Annotated in this window: 18 protein-coding genes; 10 read left to right on the top strand and 8 right to left on the bottom strand. The window is 65.0% G+C overall.

Features of this window, described 5'->3' with window-relative positions; genetic code table 11:
- Nucleotides 1–25 precede the first annotated feature (25 nt).
- Together H1B27_RS23345 and H1B27_RS23340 are read right to left on the bottom strand one after the other, a co-directional pair.
- Entirely contained in the window at nt 26–1,159 is a 1,134-nt protein-coding gene (locus H1B27_RS23345; RefSeq protein WP_197967651.1) for a DJ-1/PfpI family protein, read from the bottom strand.
- Between the two features lie 131 nt (nt 1,160–1,290).
- The gene (locus H1B27_RS23340; RefSeq protein ID WP_061882823.1) at nt 1,291–1,845 is read right to left on the bottom strand and encodes a PAS domain-containing protein; all 555 of its coding nucleotides are present in this window, start codon (nt 1,843–1,845) and stop codon (nt 1,291–1,293) included.
- Nucleotides 1,846–2,413: 568 nt separating this feature from the next.
- Here H1B27_RS23340 and H1B27_RS23335 point away from each other — a divergent pair.
- Nucleotides 2,414–3,235 carry a rhomboid family intramembrane serine protease gene (locus H1B27_RS23335; RefSeq protein WP_197967650.1) on the top strand — a complete coding sequence of 274 codons (822 nt, stop codon included), beginning with the start codon at nt 2,414–2,416 and terminating at the stop codon, nt 3,233–3,235.
- A 191-nt stretch (nt 3,236–3,426) separates the two neighbouring features.
- Complete coding sequence (locus H1B27_RS23330) at nt 3,427–3,855, top strand: CBS domain-containing protein (RefSeq protein WP_061882821.1); 429 nt, start codon at nt 3,427–3,429, stop codon at nt 3,853–3,855.
- A 6-nt stretch (nt 3,856–3,861) separates the two neighbouring features.
- Here the strand turns inward: H1B27_RS23330 and H1B27_RS23325 are convergent, their stop codons facing one another.
- The gene (locus H1B27_RS23325) at nt 3,862–4,893 is read right to left on the bottom strand and encodes a patatin-like phospholipase family protein (RefSeq protein WP_061882820.1); all 1,032 of its coding nucleotides are present in this window, start codon (nt 4,891–4,893) and stop codon (nt 3,862–3,864) included.
- A 251-nt stretch (nt 4,894–5,144) separates the two neighbouring features.
- Here H1B27_RS23325 and H1B27_RS23320 point away from each other — a divergent pair, with 251 nt between their 5' ends.
- Both H1B27_RS23320 and H1B27_RS23315 read left to right on the top strand, forming a co-directional pair.
- A complete protein-coding gene (locus H1B27_RS23320) occupies nt 5,145–6,218 on the top strand; it encodes an RgsD C-terminal domain-containing protein (RefSeq protein ID WP_061882819.1) in 1,074 nt (357 codons plus the stop codon).
- Nucleotides 6,219–6,596: 378 nt separating this feature from the next.
- On the top strand, nt 6,597–6,836 hold the full coding sequence (locus H1B27_RS23315) for a hypothetical protein (RefSeq protein ID WP_239624609.1): 240 nt from the start codon (nt 6,597–6,599) through the stop codon (nt 6,834–6,836).
- Nucleotides 6,837–6,980: 144 nt separating this feature from the next.
- Here H1B27_RS23315 and H1B27_RS23310 read toward each other — a convergent pair whose 3' ends face one another.
- Nucleotides 6,981–7,973 carry a zinc-dependent alcohol dehydrogenase family protein gene (locus H1B27_RS23310; RefSeq protein WP_245312223.1) on the bottom strand — a complete coding sequence of 331 codons (993 nt, stop codon included), beginning with the start codon at nt 7,971–7,973 and terminating at the stop codon, nt 6,981–6,983.
- Nucleotides 7,974–8,074: 101 nt separating this feature from the next.
- Here H1B27_RS23310 and H1B27_RS23305 point away from each other — a divergent pair, with 101 nt between their 5' ends.
- Nucleotides 8,075–8,935 (top strand): LysR family transcriptional regulator, encoded by an 861-nt coding sequence (locus H1B27_RS23305; RefSeq protein WP_061882817.1) that lies wholly within the window; start codon nt 8,075–8,077, stop codon nt 8,933–8,935.
- Nucleotides 8,936–9,989: 1,054 nt separating this feature from the next.
- Nucleotides 9,990–12,452, top strand: a complete 2,463-nt coding sequence (locus tag H1B27_RS23300; protein ID WP_061880559.1) for a putative bifunctional diguanylate cyclase/phosphodiesterase — start codon at nt 9,990–9,992, stop codon at nt 12,450–12,452.
- Here the strand turns inward: H1B27_RS23300 and H1B27_RS23295 are convergent.
- Together H1B27_RS23295 and H1B27_RS23290 are read right to left on the bottom strand one after the other, a co-directional pair.
- A complete protein-coding gene (locus H1B27_RS23295) occupies nt 12,438–13,706 on the bottom strand; it encodes a serine hydrolase domain-containing protein (protein WP_061880560.1) in 1,269 nt (422 codons plus the stop codon). The two genes, H1B27_RS23300 and H1B27_RS23295, sit on opposite strands and share 15 nt — an antisense overlap.
- Nucleotides 13,707–13,769: 63 nt before the next feature.
- The gene (locus H1B27_RS23290) at nt 13,770–14,333 is read right to left on the bottom strand and encodes a nitroreductase family protein (protein WP_197967649.1); all 564 of its coding nucleotides are present in this window, start codon (nt 14,331–14,333) and stop codon (nt 13,770–13,772) included.
- 146 nt (nt 14,334–14,479) lie between these two features.
- Between H1B27_RS23290 and H1B27_RS23285 the strand changes: the two genes are divergently transcribed.
- Nucleotides 14,480–14,782 (top strand): type II toxin-antitoxin system HigB family toxin, encoded by a 303-nt coding sequence (locus H1B27_RS23285; RefSeq protein ID WP_061880562.1) that lies wholly within the window; start codon nt 14,480–14,482, stop codon nt 14,780–14,782.
- Between the two features lie 10 nt (nt 14,783–14,792).
- Nucleotides 14,793–15,164, top strand: a complete 372-nt coding sequence (locus H1B27_RS23280; RefSeq protein WP_197967730.1) for a helix-turn-helix domain-containing protein — start codon at nt 14,793–14,795, stop codon at nt 15,162–15,164.
- A 6-nt stretch (nt 15,165–15,170) separates the two neighbouring features.
- Here the strand turns inward: H1B27_RS23280 and thrS are convergent, their stop codons facing one another.
- On the bottom strand, nt 15,171–17,213 hold the full coding sequence (thrS, locus tag H1B27_RS23275; RefSeq protein WP_197967648.1) for a threonine--tRNA ligase: 2,043 nt from the start codon (nt 17,211–17,213) through the stop codon (nt 15,171–15,173).
- 185 nt (nt 17,214–17,398) lie between these two features.
- Here thrS and H1B27_RS23270 point away from each other — a divergent pair, with 185 nt between their 5' ends.
- Both H1B27_RS23270 and H1B27_RS23265 read left to right on the top strand, forming a co-directional pair.
- Nucleotides 17,399–18,658 (top strand): MFS transporter, encoded by a 1,260-nt coding sequence (locus H1B27_RS23270; protein ID WP_246515626.1) that lies wholly within the window; start codon nt 17,399–17,401, stop codon nt 18,656–18,658.
- Between the two features lie 5 nt (nt 18,659–18,663).
- Nucleotides 18,664–19,038, top strand: a complete 375-nt coding sequence (locus tag H1B27_RS23265; RefSeq protein WP_131871150.1) for a hypothetical protein — start codon at nt 18,664–18,666, stop codon at nt 19,036–19,038.
- Between the two features lie 60 nt (nt 19,039–19,098).
- On the opposite strand, the gene H1B27_RS23260 is transcribed toward H1B27_RS23265, so the two are convergent.
- Nucleotides 19,099–20,436 (bottom strand): alpha/beta hydrolase family protein, encoded by a 1,338-nt coding sequence (locus H1B27_RS23260; RefSeq protein WP_061880566.1) that lies wholly within the window; start codon nt 20,434–20,436, stop codon nt 19,099–19,101.
- Nucleotides 20,437–20,746 lie beyond the last annotated feature (310 nt).

Genomic DNA, 20,746 nt, shown 5'->3' with positions numbered 1-20,746 from the left:
CGACAGCCGGCGAGCTGCCGTGCCGTTATCTCGGATATTCGAGCTGCATCGCGACGAAGTCGGCCGTGCGTGGCCCGTAGCGCGCATCGATGGATTGCAGCGTCTGGTCCAGCGCTCGCGCCGGCGGCAGGTCGACGGCGGCCGGCGGCGTCTGCTTTGCCGGCCAGTCGGCCGCGATCCTGTCCGGCAGGATGCGGAGTCCGCTACGGCTCGTCCGTGCCTCCGCCGTGGCGGCGAAGGTGAGGGCGTGCGAGCGATAGGTGCGCGACCACGCATCGGCGATCAGCGCAAGCGACACCTCGTCGATATCAGGCGTCAGCGCGATGCCGAGTTGCTCGCGGTTCCAGAATGCGAGCGTGTTGGCGATCGCCGTCAGTGCAAAGGGGCGTGTGAACCGGAAGGCTTCGCTGCGGTGGCGCGCATCCCATTCCGCAAGTCCGATGTCGCGGGCGACGGCTAGCGCCTTGGCGCGGCCGGCAATCGTCTCGACCAGGGTCAGGGCCATCGGCATGGATGCGGTGATGCCGGTCGTCGTCGCGACGCCGCGGTCGACCACCAGCCTGCGGTCCGCGACATAGCGGATCGCGGGATGCTTTTGCAGATCGCGCACCGAATACCAGTGCGTGGTGGCCCGGCGGCCGTCGAGCAGCCCGGTATTGGCAACGACCATGGCGCCGACGCAGACGCCGATGACGATCGCGCCCTTGCCGGCCTGGTCTTTGATCCACTGCAGGGCCACGGCATCGTCGTCGCGGCTCATCGCCGGCACGATGACGTAATCGGCGCCGTCGGGGTGCGCAGCATCGAACTCGGCGATCGTCGCGTGCGGCTGCACTTTCAACGCGGGATAGAGCGCGACGGGTCCGGGCTGCGTCCCCAATGTGAGGACGTCGGCGACATCGGCGCGCGCGAGGATGCCGTACGGCATCAGATAGTCGGTGGTCTCGCTCATCTCGTTGATACCGACGATGGCGATCAGGGGACGATTGCGCTTTGGCGGCTTCAACGCCGCAAGCGTCGCCTCGATCTCGTCCCTGGATATCGCAGGCGCGGTCCCCTGAGCCGGCGAGCCAGGTAGCAGGAACAGCCAGGTTCCACCGATCGCCGCCAGCAGTGCCACGCAGCCGACGCCGCACCACGCCAGAATGCGCAATATCATGATGGTGTCGCCCGATCCTCGTTGCCTCATGCGAGGCGGAAGCTAGCCGCTGGCAACGACATCGGGAATGACGCAGATCCGGCAAAAACCGCCATCCGCGCGTTGGCTTGTCGCGCGGCGGACGGCGGGGACTATCTCAGCCCCTCGTACACCATCAGCCCGCGTGCGATCTGCAATTTGCGGATGGCGCGCGGCAGGAGTTTTTCCGGCTGATGCAGGTAGCGCCAAGAGGTGAGGGTGAAGGCGGAGAGCATGCCGCATTCGTCGTCGAACGGCGCGAGCACGCCTGTCACGCTCACCGGCGTGTGCGGGCGGGCATTGAAGGGGAGCAGCAGCAGTTCGAGATGCGCCTTGCTGCCGTCCTCGCGCACCGCGGTGACGCCGGCGATCGCGCCGAGCGTCTCGTCGGCGACGATTGTCGTGATCTCCTCGATCTCGCTGCGGCTCGCGTCAGTGAACAGCGCCGCAAAGCTCTGGTCCTTGAGGTCCGTTCCTGCAAGCGCGCAGACGCGCGTGCCGGCGACGCGAAACGGGAAGCCGAGGTTCGGCTCGCAGGACAGCACGAAGATGTCGCCGAGCAGGCCGCGGACCGCAGCCGGATCGATGTCGGCCCGGTCGGGGGCCCGCGCAGTGCCGCGCTTCTTGTTCCAATACGCGAAGAACGCGCGGCTCGACGGATGTTTCATGTCTGAACGCTAACCCCCGGGCGCGACCTCACGGGACAAACCTGTCCCGCTTCAGTGCACCCGCGATCCCTTCTCTTGTTGTGCAGGAGGGGATTTGCAGCGTCCATGCCGCAGCGGCGTTTTCGGCCTCTTGTGCCCGCCTTTGCGTCGTTAACGTTAAATTAACTATGCGCTTTGTGCCGGATGCGTGCCTGTTATGGTGACCGCGGTCGCAAGCCTTGCCGCTTTCTCCAGGTTCTCGGCAAGGCCTGTACTTAGGGCGTCAAACAGTTTGGTCACGGGCCGCGGGGAGGGGTGGGGATGCTCCTTATCTCTCCGGCCACCGGAAGACCGACACGGACAGGCAGGGCTTTCCCAGGGCCCTGCCTTTTCCGTTTTCACGGCATCTCTCGTGCCCCGGACGCAGCGCAGCACTTCTTCAGTGATGCGCTGCAGGGCCGGGGCCCAGCGGCCGTCCGGACCGCAGCCGGACATCTCGCGCCTTTTCCGTTTGTGCACTTGCGCAGGGACGGTAAAGGCGACTATCTCCAAGCCTAACGCTCCGATCGCGCCTGAAAGCGAAGCTGCCTTGGATTCCCCGCAAGATTCGTCACCGCAAGGTCCTCAGCCGGGCTTGCCTGCCGTCGTCGAGGAGGCTCCGCGCGAGCCGATCCTGACGCTGCCCGCGGCGCTGACCGCCTATATCCTGCTTTTGGCGGTGATCCATCTGCGGGTGTTGCTGCCGCCGGAGCTCGAGAACTGGACCATCGACGTGTTCGGCTTCATCCCGAAGCGCTACGATTCCTCGCTGCTCAATCTGCAGATCCCGGGCGGGGCGGGTGCGAAGGTCTGGACTTTCGTCACCTATTCGCTGCTGCACGCCAATCTGACCCATCTCGGCTTCAACGTGCTGTGGCTGCTGCCGTTCGGCAGCGCGCTGGCGCGGCGCTTCGGCGCGGTCAGGTTCTTCGTCTTCCTGGCGGTGACGGCGGCGGCCGGCGCGCTGGCCCATCTCATCACCCACGAGCATGCGGTGGCCCCGATGATCGGCGCCTCGGCCTCGGTGTCGGGCGCGATGGCAGCCGCAATCCGCTTCGCCTTCGTCCGCGGCAGCTTCCTGTCCTTCAGCCGCTCGGACGCCGATACCGCCGCAAAAGTTCCAGCGCTGCCGCTGTCGCGCGCGCTGCGCGACGGACGGGTGATCGGCTTCCTCAGCGTTTGGTTCGGCGTCAACATCATCTTCGGCGTCGGCGCGATCGGGATCGATTCCGAGACCACGAGCGTCGCCTGGCAGGCGCATATCGGCGGCTTCTTTGCCGGTCTGCTGCTGTTCGCCCTGTTCGATCCCGTGCCGCGCGTTCGAGGCGATGCTGCGGATGCGTCATCACAGGACATTTCAAACCGTATTTGAAGCGGCGCTTGCGGCGCGGCCCGAATTCATCCATCATCCGCGAGAGCAATGTTTCGAAGCAGCAAGCCGCTGGCGGCGATGCTTCGCAACGCGCCTGAGCGTGAAACCGGCGCCAAAACTGTTAGTTGAAGACTCGAAGAACAAGTTCGGATCGCCTCAAGGGCGGACGGCTCCGATTCAGGGAGGCTGCAATGACGGTACGTTCCATTCTGAACACCAAGGGGCACCAGATCGTGAGCGTCGAGCCCGACGCCAAGCTGGCCGCCACGATCAAGCTGCTCGCTGAGAAGAAGATCGGCGCGGTGCTGGTGATGAACCAGAGCCGGCTCGAGGGCATCCTGTCGGAGCGCGACATTGTACGCGTGCTGGGCGAGCGCGGCGCCGGCGTGCTGGAGGCGCCGGTCTCGGACGTCATGACCCGCAAGGTCGTGACCTGCAAGGAGACCGACACCGTGGCCGAGCTGATGGAGATGATGACGTCGGGCAAGTTCCGCCATTTGCCCGTGCTCGACAACGGCAAGGTGGTCGGCCTGATCTCGATCGGCGACATCGTCAAGCGCCGGGTCCAGGAATACGAGTCGGAGCAGGAGGCCCTGCGCGACTACATCAAGACGGCCTGACCGACCTCACAACTGACCTGATTCCCGTGCTTTCGGCGCGGTGCCCTCGGGCGCCGGCGCCAGCACATGGATGGCCTCCTGGATCGAATCCAGCGCGCGCTCGGCGGCGCGGGTGCCGAAGGCGATGAGGTCATCGGCGCGGTGGAAGTCGAACCAGCCGATCTGGCCGACGCGTGGCGTGATCAGCATGTCAGGCGGATCGCCGGCGAGGCGGGCGCGGGTAATGCGGTCTTGCATGATGTTGAAGGCATCGACCATCACCGAGGAGATGCCGGGCCGGCCGCCACCGCCGAAGAACTCGCGCTTCACGGTCTTCTCCGGCGAGAACAACCGCGGAAAGCGCCGCTTGACCGTCGTCTCCCCGGCCTCGGGCGCCACCGTCTCCGGCATCGCGCCGTGCGAATAGATCGTCGTGGAATGGGTGAAGATGTCGCTGGAAAGATTTGCGGCGATGACGATTTCGGCGCCGAGCGCCCGGGCGGCCGAAACCGGCACCGGATTGACCAGCGCGCCATCGACCAGCCAGCGGTCGCCGATCAGCACCGGTGCGAAGATGCCCGGCAGCGCATAGGAGGCGCGCATCGCGTTGACCACGCGGCCGCGCGTCAGCCAGATCTCGTGGCCGGTGCGGACCTCGGTCGCCACGGCCGCGAACTTGATCGGAAGGTCCTCGATCTGGGTTTGGCCGCAGGCATCCTCGAGCCGGAGTGCGAGCTTCTCGCCGCCGATCAGGCCGGAGCCGTTGAGGCGGATGTCGAGATAGCTGAGGATGTTGCGCATGCCTTGCAGGCTGCGGCCCCATTCTTCCAGCGTGTCGAGCTGGCCGGCCGCATAGAGGCCGCCGACGACGGCGCCGATCGAGGTGCCGACCACGACGTCAGGCACGATGCCGTTGGCGAGCAGGGTCTTGATGATGCCGATATGGGCAAAGCCGCGCGCCGCGCCGCCGCCGAGGGCAAGGCCGATGACCGGCCGGCGGATGCTGCCGAGTCCCACCTTCTCGCCATTGGAGCCCCGACCCTTCAATCTGTCCAGCACCGAAACCCTCCTAACGCCGAGGCCAGCCCGTATCACCAGACTAGGCACCGCTGCTGCGCTCCGCCACATCAGGGGTGAAGCATGGTTTATGCCGCTTTGCGAAGGGCACGGGGCAGGAGTATGGCGAGGGATGGCTGGCTCCGGGGTAATCACGCAAGCGTCAATCGGGTTCCAGCGATCGCGCGCGAGGCCGTATTTCCTGGGGTTTCAGAGGCTTGAATTTGCCGCGTTTTCGGTGAAAAGCAGGGGGTATGACACGCGGGGGTGACGGCATCATCGGATGGCGGCGCAGCGGCAGGCTGCTGCCGGCGCTGATCCTTGCCGCGTGCCTGGTTACCTCAGGCCAAACTGCTGCGCAGGCGCAGCTTTTCTCCGATCGTCCGCCGCCGGTACCGCCGGCATCGGTACCCGACCCCGGCGGCGCCGTCAGCCTGGCGCCGCCCTCCGGCCTTGGCGCCGGACCCCCAAGCCTGCCGCCGACGCTGATGCAGCCCACGACTCCCAGCATGCCGCCGCCCGCGGTCACGACCGTGCCACCGGCGGCCCCGCTGAACGCGGCTGCGCCGGGGCAGGGCGTGCTGTCGCTGACGGCGAAGTACGGCAAGGACTCTCCGCCCATCACCAGCGGCCTGGTCTGGCGCGTGTTCGCCGACCGTCCCGACGAGAACGGCACCTTCAAGCTGATCCGCGAGGACCGCAACGCCACGCCAAACATCGTGCTGCCGCCCGGCAATTACGTCGTGCATGTTGCCTTCGGCCTCGTCAGTGCGGTGCGCACCGTCGCCCTGAAGGCGGAGACGGACCGCGAATCCTTCGTGCTGCCGGCGGGCGGCCTGCGCATCGAGGGCCGCGTCGGCACCAGCCGCATTCCGCAGAACCAGATCTCGTTCGCGATCTACAAGGGCAGCCAGTTCGAATCCGGCGAGCGCGCATCGCTGGTGCCGAACGTCGCCGCCGGTGACGTCGTGCTGATTCCGGAGGGCACCTATTACATCGTCTCCAACTACGGCGACGCCAATTCGGTGGTGCGCTCGGACATCCGCGTCCAGGCCGGCAAGCTCACCGACGTCACCATCACCCACCGCGCCGCGGTCATCACGCTCAAGCTGGTCAGCGACAGGGGCGGCGAGGCGCTCGCCAACACCGCCTGGTCGGTGCTGACCCCCGGCGGCGACGTCATCAAGGAATCGATCGGCGCCTTCCCGCGCGTCGTGCTCTCCGAAGGAGAATACCGCGCCATCGCCAAGAACGAGGGCAAGGTCTATGAGCGCGGTTTCAACGTCGTCAACGGCGTCGACGGCGAAGTCGAAGTCGTCGCGCGCTGAAGCATGATCCGGAAAAGTGCGTAGCGGTTTTCCGACCGATCGCATCGCGCTTTAGAACCCAGGCGGCGCTGCGCGCAAGCCTGACTTGACGCACCGCACGATCGGTTCTCATCCAGCGCACGGATGTGCATCTCTTGTTACCGCCAGATCGGTACCGGGTGCCGGAAGCAACCGCTCTTCGCTGCCGCACCCAGTGTTTTTGACCAAATGGCCGCTTGGGGACGGAGGAAACACCGCTGACCACGGCTTATTCCCGCACCGCGGCTTCATCACACTGCGGCACACGATACGAATTTCCGATCATCTATTTTATTCTCTTTCCACCGCGCTGGGTTATATGTCGGTCATCCATCTAATGGGGGTAGCCGGAGCAGGCCTGTGCGTCTGCGAGACCGGCAAGGAGCAGGGACCAAGCCCGTCGGCATGTTCGAAGTGATCCTTACCAGGCGCAAGCGGTTTGGCTGGCGTTGGCAGGTGTGCGACCAGTCCGGCAAGATATTTGCCGATGGCTTCGAGCGCACCCGGCCATCTGCCAAATATCAAGGCGAGCGCGCGTTGTTCTTTCTGTTGTCGCAGGCCTATCTGCGCAACCGCTCCGCCGCGTCCAGCGAGGACTAACGGCGCGCACAGCCTCGTGATCCGGCTCGGGCTACAGGCCCGGCCAAAGCATGATCCGGAAAAGTGCGCAGCGGTTTTCCGAAAAGATCATGCTTGAACAACAAACTAAAGCGCGATGACGATTCATCCTGATCGCATCGCACTTTAGACGTCGACGACCAGTTTGCCCTTCGCTGCGTGATCGCGGATCAGCGCATAGGCGTCGCCGACATTCTCCAGCGTAAAATGCCTGGGATCGAGCAGCGGCACCAACTTGCCCGCCTCCACCAGGCGCGTCGCCTCCATCATGATCTCCCCATGATGCGCGCGCCCTTCGCCCGACAGCAGCGGCAGCAGCGTGAACACGCCGGAATAGGTTGCGGCGCGGAACGACAGCGGCGCAAGCGCGTGCGTCCCCCAGCCGAGCGCACTGACCACATGGCCGAAGCGGCGCACCGCTTCAAAGGAGGCGTCGAGGACCTTGCCGCCGACGGTGTCGTAGACGACGTCGAAGCCGCGGCCGCCGGTATGCTGCGCAACATAGGTTTCGACAGGCGTGTTGCGGTCGATGAACATCGCGCCAAAACCTTCGATCGTGGCGCGCTGCGCTGCCGAGCCGGTTGCGAACACGTTCGCTCCGAAAGCGCGCGCGATCTGGATCGCGACATGGCCGACGCCGCCGGCGCCGCCATGAATCAACACCTTCTGGCCGGCTCCTAGCGAGGCGCGGTCGATCAGGCCTTCCCAGGCCGTGATGAAGATCAGGGGCAGGGCTGCCGCTTCCCGCATACTGAGATTGGCGGGTTTCGACGCCAGCAGGTCGGCATCGATTGCGGCGAATTCGGCCAGCGATCCCTGCACGCCGCCGACGCCTCCGGTCATGCCATAGACTTCATCGCCCGGCTTGAACCGCGTCACCTCGTGCCCGGCCTGCTCGACCACGCCGGCGAGATCGATCCCGGGGATCGCAGGCAGCGGATGCCGCGCATGCGGCGCCGCGCCGGCATGGATCTTGGTGTCGAGCGGATTGACCCCGCTCGCGCGGACCCGAACCAGCACCTCGCGCGGGCCGATTTCGGGCGTGGAGATGATCGAGAGTCGCAGCGGCGCGTTGTGCGCCTCCAGCACGGCTGCACGCATTGTCGATCGTTTGGTCATGATCGTTCTGCTCCGTTGTCGCCCTCCAATATGCTCATGAATTTTTGCATGGAAAGAAACGATGATGTACGATCACCGTGCATTATTGCATGAGGGTTCCGATGGACTGGGGCGATCTGCGCATCTTCCTGGCGATCGCGCGCGAAGGCACGCTTGGGGCTGCCGCGCGAAAGATCGGCCAGACCCAGCCGACCATGGGCCGGCGGCTTCGCGCGCTCGAACAGGCGTTGGGGCAGACGCTGTTCCAGCGCACCGCCGACGGCTTCGTCCTCACCGACGAGGGCACCGCCGTGCTGCGCCATGCCGAGCGGATCGAGGAGGAAGCGCTCGCCCTTCAACGTCACGCCTCCGGCGCGGAGACGCAGCTCGATGGCCTTTTGCGCCTGTCGTCGTCGGACTGGTTCGGGACGGTGATGCTCGCGCCGGTGATCGCCGCCTTCGGCAGGCGTCATCCGAGGGTGACCGTCGAGCTCCTGACCGATGCGCGCCTCTACAGCCTGCCGCGCCGCGAAGCCGATCTCGTCTTTCGCATCAAGCCGTTCAGCGAGCCGGAGATTATTTCCAGGAAGCTGCTGCACATTCCCTACGCGCTCTATGGCAAGAAGGGCAGCAAGCCGCCGCGCGCCGGCGACGGGCGTGGCGTCCGCGTCGTGACCATGAACGTCGAATTCGCCGACATGCCCGATGCGGCCTGGCTGAAACGCGCGCTGCCCAATGCGGAGGTGGCTTCGCGCAGCAACAACAGGCAGGCGCAGGCCGAGCTCTGCGCGAGCGGCGGCGGATTGGCGGTGCTGCCGCGCCCGCTCGGCGACCGCGACCGCCGCCTCGTCGCGCTTGACATCGGTACGTCGCCGCCCGGCCGCGATACCTTCGTCGGCTATCACCGCGACCTCAAGCGCCTGGCTCGCCTGCGCGCGCTGCTGGATGTGGTGATCGAGCGGTTGGCAGGCACGCACCCGTAGCAGCCCGGATGGAGCCAACTCCAGGGCTACCAGACCTTGCGTTGCCCGTCGGGCAAAACACCCGAACCGTCGGTCAAGACGCCTCGCCGAAAATATTCCGCTTTACCGAAATTCGGAAACGGCGTATGTGTCGCCGCAACCCGGCCCATGGAAGAGGGGCGTATCGCGATCGTCACGAACGCGGGCCGGGCGGCGGTGGACGCAGATGGCGTTGGCACGAACGGGCTTGCAGGGCGGGCAACCGTGAGCAAGGTCCGTCGCGCATGCGACCGGTGCCATCAGCGTACGGCAAAATCGTGTGGTCCTGGCGCCCGGGGTCTGTGCGCCAAGTCTTGCGGTGACGTTGCGGCCCGACCGGGCTCGCAGCGTCAGTCATCCGCAAGGCGACGGGGGCAATAGTGCATCGCTCCCCGGGGAGATCACGACATAAGCCGTAAAACCACTGCGCAGGGAAGGCCGGGATGTCTCCGGTTGCCCTGTTACCCGCTATGCATCGAAGCGCACGCAGTTTGCGTCCGGCATGGCGGTCGATGGGAGCCAACCGGCTCCCGGCCTTCCCTGCGCCCTCTTTCATTTGAGGGTGAGGCGACAAGCAAAGCTCGGGCGAGATGAGCCGCGAGGATGCGCCCGTGTGTCTGCAATTGAACGGCGAATTGGAGGGCAGCGCTGCCACCCACGTACTCCGTCATTGCGAGCGCAGCGAAGCAATCCAGAGTCTTTCCGCGGATGGATTCTGGATTGTTTCGCTTCGCTCGCAATGACGCTGCTGATGCAGTTGCGCGCGAACACTCCGCTCTCGTGCCCCGGACCCAGCGCAGCGCGAAGCGGTGCGCTGCAGAGCCGGGGCCCATGTAACAGCGCGTTGCGGCATTGCGCCGCGTCCGGGACACGAGCGCATCGCCTTTGCACAACTGTCATAGTCTCTAACGCCCACTAACCAACGCCTGACTTAAAACTGTCATAATCGCCGAATGGAACCCGCGCCTGCGCGCTTTTTACACGTCGTTAAGCGCGTCTGCATTGGATGCGCCGGCAAAGTGCGTTGGGGACTGCCATGAATGCCGCGAAGAGGGTGTCGGGAAAGCCGGCCACCGAAATGTTTGACGACATCCCGGTGCTTCAGCGCAAATGGCATGCGGCATTGAAGCCGGGCGAGCGGCTGCCGCGCTATGAGGACGTGATGCTCGGCAGCCTCGGACGGCTCTCCGACCACATCGCGCTGCTGAAGAACGACGGCGCGCTCGAACTGTCGCGCAGCGGACGCTACGTGCAGAAATGGCTCGGCGAGGAAGCCTGGGACATTCCCGTCGCCGCGCTGTCGCCCGATTGCGCCACGGCGCTGTCGGAAGCCGCGGCGAGCGCGCTTGCGACCGGACGGCCGCACCGGGGAAGAGCGCATTGCGTGCGCGACGGCATGGTCAGGACCTACGACGTGCTGGCGTTGCCGACGTCCTCGCGCTGGGGCGCGACGCTGGTCGGCGCCTATGTCAACGAGCGCGGCGCGCAATACAATCTCCTCGACGCGATCTTTTCCTCGACCGACGATGCGGTGGTCTCCCTCGTGATGCTGCGCGATGCGGGTGGCAAGCCGTTCGATCTTCAGGTCGTGCATCACAACAAGAGCGCGGGCGCACTGCTGAAGGTTGCGAGCGGAAGCCTGTTGTGGCGACGGATCGGCGAGGGCGGCACGCTGCTGGCTTCGCCCGAGGTGATGGAATTCCTGTTCAAGGCCGTTCTGAGCGGCCGCGGCGATCAGCTCGAGATCGAGAGCGAGGGACGCTACCTCAGGCTCAGCGCGATCGCCTTCGCCGACGTGGTTTCGCTGACGATCTCCGATGTTACCGCGCTGAAGCGGCGCGACGCCTCGTTCCGCCTGCTGTTCGACAACAACCCGATGCCGATGTGGGTGTTCGACGCGCAGACCAAGGCGTTCCTCAGCGTCAACGACGCCGCTGTTCAGCACTACGGCTACAGCCGCGCCACCTTCCTGCGCATGAAGCTGCACGAGATCTGGCCGGAGGACGAGTGGGACAGCCACGCCGAAGCGCTGGAGCGCCTCGGCGACGCCTATCACTCCTCGCGCAACTGGCGGCATCTGCGCGCCGACGGCAGCGAGATCGAGGTGCTCACCTTCGGCCGCCGCGTCGCCTTCGACGATCGCGACGGCTATCTGGTGGCGGTGGTCGACATCACAGAACGGCGCAAGGCCGAGGCCCGCATCGCCCATATGGCGCACCATGACGGGCTCACCGACCTGCCGAACCGCGAGTTCTTCCAGGAGCGCCTGAAGCAGGCGCTGGGCCAGGCCGATGGAAAACGGGTCGGCGTGCTCTACATGGATCTCGACCTGTTCAAGAACATCAACGATTCCTTCGGTCATCCGGTGGGCGATTGCCTGCTGAAGCAGGTCGCCGGGCGCCTGACTACCGCGGTCCGCGGCGCCAATCTCGCGGCGCGGCTCGGCGGTGACGAGTTCGCCGTCATTTTGGCCGCCGACGTCTCGCCGAACGAGGCCAGCGCCTGCGCGTCCTTGCTGATCGACATGGTGAAGGCACCTTATGATCTCGAGGGGCAGGAGATGGTGATCGGCGCCAGCATCGGCATCGCGCTGTCGCCGGGCGACGGGACGACGCCGGAAGAGCTGATGCGCAATGCCGACATGGCGTTGTACCGGGCGAAGTCCGATGGCGGTGGCGTGCACCGCTTTTTCGAGCGCGAGATGGACCTCCAGGCGCAGAGGCGCCGTGACATGGAGCTCGACCTGCGTCGTGCGTTCGCCAATGGCGAGTTCGAGCTGCACTATCAGCCGCTGGTGTCGATCGCTTCCGACCGCATCTCCGGCTTCGAGTCGCTATTGCGCTGGCATCACCCCGACAAAGGCATGATCTCGCCGGCGGAGTTCATCCCTGTTGCCGAGGACATCGGCCTCATCATCCAGCTCGGCGAGTGGGTATTGCGCGAGGCCTGCGCCGAGGCCGTCAAATGGCCTGCCGACGTCAAGGTCGCGGTCAATCTGTCGCCGGCGCAATTCCGCAGCCGCAACCTGGTTCAGGTGGTGATTTCGGCCTTGGCGCAGTCCGGCCTGTCGCCGAAGCGGCTCGAGCTCGAAATCACCGAGTCGATCTTTCTCGCCGAGACCGAGGCCAATCTCGCGACCCTGCATCAGTTGCGCGAGCTCGGCGTCGGCATTTCCATGGATGATTTCGGCACCGGCTATTCCAGCCTGAGCTATCTCCGCAGCTTTCCATTCGACAAGATCAAGATCGACCGCTCCTTCGTCAAGGATCTGGCGCAGCGGCCCGACTGCGGCGCGATCGTGCGCGCGATCTCCGGGCTCGGCCGCAGCCTCAACATCACCACGACTGCGGAGGGCGTGGAGACTGAAGATCAGCTCGACTGGCTGCGCGCCGAAGGATGCAACGAGGTGCAGGGATTCCTGTTCAGTGCCGCGCGGCCCGCGGCCGAGATCGGAAAGCTCCTTGCCGATTTCGGTGAGCGCACCTCACGGGCGGCGTAGTGGGGGCGGGTAGCAGTCGTAAACCAGCGCCTTGAACGCCGGTGTGATGCGGCTGCGCTCGTTCTGGGTCTGTTGCATCATGAGGTAGACCATGTCGAGCTTGGGATCGACGCCGAAATAGGTGCCGCTGCCGGAGTCCCATTTCAGTTCGCCGAGCGAGCCCGGCGGCGGCGGTTTCGCATTGCCGGGATCGGTCCGCACCGCAAGGCCGTAGCCATAGCCGAAGCCGTCGCCGGGGAAATAGAAATAGTCGCGTGCGACGCCGGAGCCCGGTCCGATGTGATCGGTCGTCATGGCCTCGAACGCGGACGGGCTGAGATAGCGCCTGCCCGCGAACTCGCCGCCGTTGAGCAGCATCTGCGAGAAGCGTTGATAGTCGGTGATGGTCGAGAGCAGGCCGCCGCCGCCGGATTGCCATTCGGGATGGGCGAGGCGATCGCGTTCGCCGGCAAGCAGGATGAAGTCGTTCGGCAGCGGCCGCGCCATCCGCGCAAGCTCGTCCTCGGTCGCGAGCACGAATTTGGTGCTGTTCATGCCGAGCAGGTCGAAGATGCGCTGTTTCAGGAATTGATACAGCGTCTGGCCCGAGACGATCTCGATGATGCTGCCGAGCACGTCGGTGGAATGGCCGTAGCGCCACAGCGTTCCAGGCTGACGCGCCAGCGGCAGCCTGGCGATCCGGTCGGCGAACTCCCTGTTGTTGAAAGGACCTTCGAAGATGTCGGCCGCCTTGTAGGCATGCTCGACCCATTCGGCTCCGATATAGTCGTAGCTGATACCCGAGGTGTGCCGCAGCAGATCCTCGATGTTGACGGGACGGACCGGCGCCACGAAGTCAAGTTCGAGCTCGCCGTGCGAATCGGTGGTCTGGACGCCCACCTTGGTCTTGGCAAAGAGGGGAACGTATTTGGATACGGGATCGGTGAGCGCGAGCTTGCCCTCGTCGATCAGCATCATCGCGCCAAGGCAGGTGATCGGCTTGGTCATGGAATGGATGGCAAAGATCGTATCCGGCGTCATGGCGAGGCCGGTCCTGGTGTCGCGCACGCCGAAGGTCTTCAGATAGACCGGCTTGCCGTGCTGCTTAATCAGGACCACCGCGCCCGGCAGTCGGCCGCTTGTCACCTCGTTGTCGAAAAACGCCGTGATGCGATCGAGCCCCTCGGATGAGGGAGCGGGAATATCGGCAGCACGGCTTCGCGCCATCGCACCGGCGAGCATCGCGGCCCCGACAAGAAATTCACGCCGTCGCATCCGGGCTTCCTCCCCCGCCGGGATCTAAGCCGCGCAACGTTCGAGTCGTCAACAAAACATCGATTAAAAGCGCGTCACGATTTCCGAAAGGAACGGTCGCGGACGGTCTTCGCTCGGCTTGGTCGGCGTGCCGATATGGATGAAGCCGGCGAGCTTTTCGTCCGGCTTGAGGCCGAGCCCGTCCAGCACGTCGCGGTCGAACGAGAACCATCCGGTCAGCCAGCAGGCGCCGTAGCCGAGCGCGGTGGCGGCCGTGACGATGTTCATGGCGCTGGCGCCCGCCGACAATTCCTGCTCGAACGCCGGCACCTTCGGATGCGGCTTGGTGAAGCTGACGATGCCGATCACCAATGGCGCGTCGGTGAGGCGCTTGCGCTCGATCTCGACGTCGGCCGCCGGCGCGCCGGGATTCTTCCGGGCAAAGACCCTCGCGATCACCTCGCCGGCGCGCTGGCGGGCATCGCCTTCGAAGATGATGAAGCGCCAGGGCGCGAGCTTGCCATGATCGGGCACGCGCGCACCGATGGTCAGGATCGTCTCGAGCTCGGCCGGCGAGGGGCCGGGGCCGGTCATCTCGCGCGGCTTGACCGAGCGGCGTGTCTTCAGGAGTTCGATGGCGTCGGGCACGGGCAGGTCCTTGTGGCTTGCTGTTCTCGCCAGGAGATAGGCCCGCCAGAGGACGAATGGAAGGGATTTAGAGTGATTATGAGGTCTGCTGGCGCTCCGGCCAGAAAGTTGTGGTCCCAGGTTGGGACTATGCTAAGATGACATGAATGAGGATCATCGCGCTCAGCACGATCAAGGCTTTTCTCGATCGAGCGGGCGAGGTCTCCGATGCCCGCGAACCCCTGATGGCCTGGTTTCGGCAGGTAAAGCAGGCCGATTGGGCGAAGCCCGCGGACGTGAAGCGAGATATCCGAACCGCCAGTATCCTCAGGGATGGCCGTGTCGTCTTCAACGTCGCCGGCAACAAATATCGCGTCGTAGTCTGGATCAACTATCCATACCGCGTGGTCTATGTCCGTTTTGTTGGAACACATCGGCAGTACGACGCAATCGATGCGCAAACCATTTAAGAGGTCGATGATGGAAATCGCGCCAATCAAGTCTAACCGGGACTATCGTCGCGTGCTCAAGGAGATCGAGACGTTGATGAGGGCGCGCCGGAACTCGCCTGAGGGCGATCGGCTGGATGTGCTTGTGACGCTCGTGGAGGCGTGGGAACGGAAGCATTATCGGCTGGACCTTCCAGACCCGGTCGAAGCCATCAAGTATCATATGGAACAGAGCGGCCTGCAGCCGAGGGACCTGATTCCTTTCATTGGCAGCCGCAACCGGGTCCACGAAGTGCTTAACCGGCGGCGCGAATTGACGCTCAGCATGATCCGACGCCTGCATGTGGGGCTCGGCATTCCTGCCGAGTCCCTCATCAAAGTTGGGCAAGATAGAGCCGCTTGAGCGCCGTCAGACGCTGCCGCGCGCCCGCCGGACATCCGGCGGGGTGGCCTCGTCGACCAGCGCAGCGATCGCCTCGGCCGTGGTCATCACCTTCTGGCCGTCGCTGCCGAGCCGGCGAACCGAGACCGAATGCGTCTCGGCTTCCTTCTTGCCGACCACGAGCAGGGCCGGGATCTTGGCCAGCGAGTGTTCGCGGACCTTGTAGTTGATCTTTTCGTTGCGCAGGTCGATCTCGACCCGCAAGCCCGCGCGGCGCGCCTGCTCCAGTACCACCTTGGCGTATTCGTCGCCTTCCGAAGTGATGGTCGTGACCACCGCCTGCACCGGCGAGAGCCAGAGCGGGAAGTTGCCGGCATAGTGCTCGATCAGGATGCCGATGTAGCGCTCCATCGAGCCGCAGATCGCGCGGTGCACCATCACGGGCGGCTTCTTGCCGCCGTCATGGTCGATGTAGAACGCGCCGAACCGCTCCGGCAGGTTGAAGTCGACCTGCGTGGTGCCGCACTGCCAGTCGCGCCCGATGGCATCGCGCAGAACGTATTCGAACTTCGGCCCGTAGAAGGCGCCTTCGCCCGGGTTGATCTCGGTCTTGATGTGATTGTTCTGCGACTGGATCTCGCGCAGCACGGTGGCCATCACGCGCTCGGCGTGATCCCACATCTCGTCCGTGCCGACGCGCTTTTCCGGCCGGGTCGACAGCTTCACGGTGAGATCGCCGGTGAAGCCGAAATCGGCATAGGTCGACAGGATCAGATCGTTGATCTTCAGGCACTCCTCGGCGAGCTGGTCCTCGGTGCAGAAGATGTGCGCGTCGTCCTGGGTGAAGCCGCGCACGCGCATCAGGCCGTGCATGGCGCCGGAGGGCTCGTAGCGATGCACCACGCCGAACTCGGCGAGGCGCAGCGGCAGGTCGCGGTAGCTCTTCAGGCCGTGCTTGAAGATCTGCACATGGCCCGGGCAGTTCATCGGCTTCAGCGCGAACCAGCGCTTGTCCTCCGCCTCGTCGCCGGCCGACTGCGCCGCGAACATGTTCTCGCGATACCAGCCCCAATGGCCCGAGGTCTCCCACAGCACCTTGTCGAGGATCTGCGGCGCGTTGACCTCGTTGTAGTCGCCGGTCAGGCGTCGGCGCATGTAGGCGATCAGCTGCTGGAAGATGGTCCAGCCTTTCGGGTGCCAGAACACGACGCCCGGACCTTCCTCCTGGAAGTGGAAGAGGTCGAGCTCGCGCCCGAGCTTGCGATGGTCGCGCTTCTCGGCTTCCTCGATCTGCTTGAGGTAGGCGTCAAGGTCCTCCTGCTTGGCGAAGGCCGTGCCGTAGATGCGGGTCAGCATCGGGTTGTTGCTGTCGCCGCGCCAATAGGCGCCGGCCACCTTCATCAGCTTGAAGGCATTGCCGACCTTGCCGGTCGAGGTCATGTGCGGACCGCGGCACAGATCGAACCAGTCGCCCTGGTAGTAGATCTTGATCGGTTCGGTGCCGGGAATGGCGTCGACCAGCTCGACCTTGAAGGCCTCGCCCTTGTCGCGGAACACCTGCTTGGTCTTCTCGCGATCCCAGACCTCTTTCGTGAACGGTTTGTCGCGCGCGATGATCTCGCGCATCTTCTTCTCGATTGCGGCAAAGTCTTCCGGCGTGAACGGCTCGTTGCGGAAGAAGTCGTAGTAGAAGCCGTTCTCGATCACGGGACCGATGGTGACCTGGGTGCCCGGCCACAGCGTCTGCACGGCTTCCGCGAGCACGTGTGCGCAGTCGTGGCGGATCAATTCGATCGCGCGCGGATCGTCGCGATTGACGAGTTCGATCTTGGCGTCATCTTCGATCGGGTCGTTGAGATCGGCGAGCGCACCGTCGAGCGCCATCGCAACCGTGCGCTTGGCCAGCGACGGCGAGATGCCCTTGGCGATATCGAGGCCGGTGATGCCCTTGTCGAACTGGCGCTGGGCGCCGTCGGGGAAGGTGAGGGTGACTTTGGCGGCAGGGGTCACGGGCTTCAGATTGGACAGGCTATACTGGAAGCCGGACTCGGATTTGGGCTGGTCGGTCATGCTTTTCTCCTGAGGCTCACTCCTGCGAACGAGCGCAGGTAAGCGGGAACGAGCGATATATCAGGCGATTCGGCCCGTGCAATCCGGCATTTCCAAGAAAGTGACGCGCAAAACCCGCGACTTTGCACCAACTATCTCGAGCAGCGCCCTTCAACTGGCCGTAGGCCTGCTCTACATGCACTTGCATGGAAAAAGCTCCCGCCGCCGGCCGTTTCGCGCCAACCGCCCTGATGCTCGGCAATCTCGTCACCGGCTGCTCGGTGCTGGCGCCGGCAGGCATGCTGCCGGAATTGGCGACGGGACTTCAGGTCAGCATCCATGCGGCCGGGCTCCTGATCACGTTCGGCGCGGTCACGCTGTGCATCGGCTCGCCGCTGACGGCCTGGCTCACCAGCCGCATGGAGCGGCGGACGCTGCTCGCAACGACGCTTGCGGTGCTCGCCTTCGGCAATCTCGCTTCGGCCTTTGCGCCCGACTACGCCAGCCTCCTCGTCATTCGCCTCGTGATGCTCGCGGTCGGCGCGCTCTACACGCCGCAGGCTGCCGGCACGGCAGCGCTGATCGTGCCGGCCGAACGGCGCGGCAGCACCATTGCATACATTTTCCTAGGCTGGTCGTTGGCGGCCGCCGTCGGCCTGCCGCTGATCACCTTCATCGCCAGCCGCTATGGCTGGCGCGCGGCCTATGGCGGGATCGGCGCGCTCGGCTGCATCAGCTTCCTGCTGTTGCTGCTGCGTCTGCCGGCGGGCCTGAAGGGCGCTCCGGTGGATCTGAAGACATGGGCCGCGGTCGGCCGGAGCAGGACGATCCTGCTGCTGCTTGCGATCACGATGTTGCAGATGTCGGGGCAGTTCGTGGTGTTCACCTACATGGGCCCGCTGCTCAACAGGCTCACCGGCGCCGGTCCCGATGCGATCGGCATGGTGTTCGCGCTTTACGGCATCTGCGGCTTTCTTGGCGTTGTCATCGCGACCCGCATCGTCGACACCTCGGGGCCCTATCGCACCTCGTTGCTGTTCACCTGCCTGGTGCTTGCCGGGATGAGCGGCTGGGCGCTCGGCGCCGGCTCGCTCGTCCTGATGGCGGGCGCGGTCGCGACCTGGGGCCTTGGATTCGCGTCGACCAATTCGATGCAGCAGGTGCGGCTGGTCGCGGCCGCGCCGCCGCTGGCATCGGCGACCGTCGCGCTCAATACCTCGGTCCTCTATATCGGCCAGGCGATCGGCTCCGCTGTCGGTGGGCTGCTGTTTGCCCGCGGGCTCCTGCACACGCTCGGCTTCGTCGCGGTCGGGTTCGTCGTGCTGGCGCTGATCCTGTTGGTGCTGACCCGGCCACGGCCGGGGGCTGCCACGACCGCCCGAAGGCCGTCTTTCCTGTCGCAAGGTGCTTGGCAAACCTCGCGTGAGGGCGCTAGAAGGCCGGTCATGGGGACCAAAGAGAGTTGACTGAGATGAGGATGATTCTGGCGGTTGCCGCGGTGCTCTATTCAACCTCCGCATTTGCGCAAGCCGACAAGCCCCCGATGGTGGGAGACAAGCCGCTGGTGCAGGTCAAGCCGAAGGGAACCAAAGAGGCAGCGGCCAATCCCGCCGCGGCGAAGGGCAAGCCGCAGTCGATCGCCGTCCGGCTCCAGGCCTGCCTCGAGATCGACGACGGCACCAAGGATCGCCTCAACTGCTACGACGCCGTGATCCCGCCGGCGCCGAAGCCGAAGCCGGCGAAGGCCAAGGGCTACGCCGACTGCCGTTTCTTCAAGGAAGAGGACGAGCGGCTGACCTGCTTCAACGGCTTTGCCGAGAGCATTCCGAAGCTGCCCAAGAACTGATATTCGCACTGATATTCGCCAGGTCAGGGCTCAGTCGCTGATCGACCTGAGCAATTGGGCCTAGCGGCTCGATGCGGATGGATTGGTCGAGGCGACGCGCGTGAGCGCGAGCGACGGCGTTGCCGACATCTTCACCAGCACGTCCTTGAGCGGATCCCGCGTCCAGGCGCGGGTCACGTAATCGCGATGGGTGATGCCGTCGCCGGTCTCCACGAACACCACGCTGCCGGGACGGAGCGGACCCTCCATGTCCTCCGCGACGCTGATGCCCTTCTGCCGCAGCATGCTCATCAGCTCACGGTCGCGCCGCGCCGTGTAGCGGGTGTAGGAGCTGACGAAGAAGCCGGAGCGGTGGCTCTCGATCCAGGAGGCGAACTTGTCGAGTTCGCCGTAGATGGCGTCGAGCAGCACCACGCCGCGGACGCGGTCGCTGATGCCGCCGACCTCCAGGCTCCAAGCCGTCGGCAGGAAGCCACCGCTATAGCCGACGATCACGATCGGCATGTTGGCGAAGGCGCGCGCACTTTCGGGATCGCCGCTGAGGCGGGCGAGATGGTCGGCCGATTCCGCCATGAAGCGCTTGAACCCGCCCGGTTGCCAGAACTTGCCGGCGCTGGAATCGGCGGCATCGACGGCCATTTGCGGTGCAAGGAGCACGGCATTGGCGCCGGAATCACTGATCTGCTTGGGCACCAGTTGGCGGTCGCGTACGTCGCGCTCGAGCGTCGCGCCATTGCCGTGGAAGAACACCACGATCACACCGGGCTTGTGCACGTCGAAATGCTCGGGCACGTGCACCAACACCCGGCTGTCGCTGTAGGTCTCATCCTGCCAGAACACGCGACCGGAATAGCTGCGGTGGCCGCGGCGGTCGCCCTTGGAAATGTTGAGGAAGGGTGCGTCGGAGGCGGGGTTGTTGCCGAAGTAAGGGAAGGCCGACGACTTCATGCTGACGAGTGTCGTCAGGTCGTCGCGCGGCGGACGCTTGTAGGGGACCTGCGGCTCCAGCGACGCCACCTTGTAAGGCGCTTGCTCCGGCGGCTGTTGCTGAACGGCGCGCCTGGGCGAGAAGTCCGACATCTGCCGCTGCAGGAAGCTTTCGCTCGCCGAGGGAAAGCGCTCCCTGAACTGCGGGGCGGGAAAGCGGTCCTCGAACGTGTCGCCGCTTGCCACGCGTGGGTTGGAGGCTTGCGAATTGTTTTTGGCGACGACCTGGACATTCGCCTGCGAACTCGTTGCCAGCGCCGCCGGATCGGGCGCCTTGCCGCATTGAACCAGCGTCAGCGACAGCGGCACCAAGGCCGAGATCAGGCCGACGCGTCGCGCGCGACTGCGCGCGCCGGACGTCGTCCGATCGGCACGAAAGTCAGCTGTCAGTGTCGGAACGGCCCCGAACATCCACCGATGACCCCAAGTCACGACATCAAGTCCGTCGGCATGCTTTAAGACAATTGAGCCGACTGGCGTTTAGGCGACGTTAAACGTCCGGAGCAACTTCCCCACATCCGGAACGCTCAAAAGGACCATGCAATCGTGTCCTGATTGTGGGGAGCGCGAACGGGAAATTTCGGGGTAATCCAGGCGTCATTGTCCAAAAGCGTGGTTAGTCGGTGTTTTGGTACCCGCTGCCGTTGCCTCATTTAACCCTTGTTAACCCTGCTTGAATTGACTGGGGCGAACTGCACGATGACCTGCGAGGCGAGACGCC

The organism is Bradyrhizobium diversitatis (assembly GCF_016031635.1).
Classification (GTDB): domain Bacteria; phylum Pseudomonadota; class Alphaproteobacteria; order Rhizobiales; family Xanthobacteraceae; genus Bradyrhizobium; species Bradyrhizobium diversitatis.
The sequence above is the reverse complement of the archived record's forward strand: the minus strand, read 5'-3'. Positions and strand labels throughout refer to the sequence as shown.

Excerpts from the sequence above, each read along its gene's own strand:
- H1B27_RS23345 (WP_197967651.1), bottom strand. The coding sequence starts at position 1,159 with ATGATATTGCGCATTCTGGCGTGGTGCGGCGTCGGCTGCGTGGCACTG.
- H1B27_RS23340 (WP_061882823.1), bottom strand. The coding sequence starts at position 1,845 with ATGAAACATCCGTCGAGCCGCGCGTTCTTCGCGTATTGGAACAAGAAG.
- H1B27_RS23330 (WP_061882821.1), top strand. The coding sequence starts at position 3,427 with ATGACGGTACGTTCCATTCTGAACACCAAGGGGCACCAGATCGTGAGC.
- H1B27_RS23320 (WP_061882819.1), top strand. The coding sequence starts at position 5,145 with ATGACACGCGGGGGTGACGGCATCATCGGATGGCGGCGCAGCGGCAGG.
- H1B27_RS23310 (WP_245312223.1), bottom strand. The coding sequence starts at position 7,973 with ATGACCAAACGATCGACAATGCGTGCAGCCGTGCTGGAGGCGCACAAC.
- H1B27_RS23305 (WP_061882817.1), top strand. The coding sequence starts at position 8,075 with ATGGACTGGGGCGATCTGCGCATCTTCCTGGCGATCGCGCGCGAAGGC.
- H1B27_RS23300 (WP_061880559.1), top strand. The coding sequence starts at position 9,990 with ATGAATGCCGCGAAGAGGGTGTCGGGAAAGCCGGCCACCGAAATGTTT.
- H1B27_RS23295 (WP_061880560.1), bottom strand. The coding sequence starts at position 13,706 with ATGCGACGGCGTGAATTTCTTGTCGGGGCCGCGATGCTCGCCGGTGCG.
- H1B27_RS23285 (WP_061880562.1), top strand. The coding sequence starts at position 14,480 with ATGAGGATCATCGCGCTCAGCACGATCAAGGCTTTTCTCGATCGAGCG.
- H1B27_RS23280 (WP_197967730.1), top strand. The coding sequence starts at position 14,793 with ATGGAAATCGCGCCAATCAAGTCTAACCGGGACTATCGTCGCGTGCTC.
- thrS (WP_197967648.1), bottom strand. The coding sequence starts at position 17,213 with ATGACCGACCAGCCCAAATCCGAGTCCGGCTTCCAGTATAGCCTGTCC.
- H1B27_RS23270 (WP_246515626.1), top strand. The coding sequence starts at position 17,399 with ATGGAAAAAGCTCCCGCCGCCGGCCGTTTCGCGCCAACCGCCCTGATG.
- H1B27_RS23265 (WP_131871150.1), top strand. The coding sequence starts at position 18,664 with ATGAGGATGATTCTGGCGGTTGCCGCGGTGCTCTATTCAACCTCCGCA.
- H1B27_RS23260 (WP_061880566.1), bottom strand. The coding sequence starts at position 20,436 with ATGTTCGGGGCCGTTCCGACACTGACAGCTGACTTTCGTGCCGATCGG.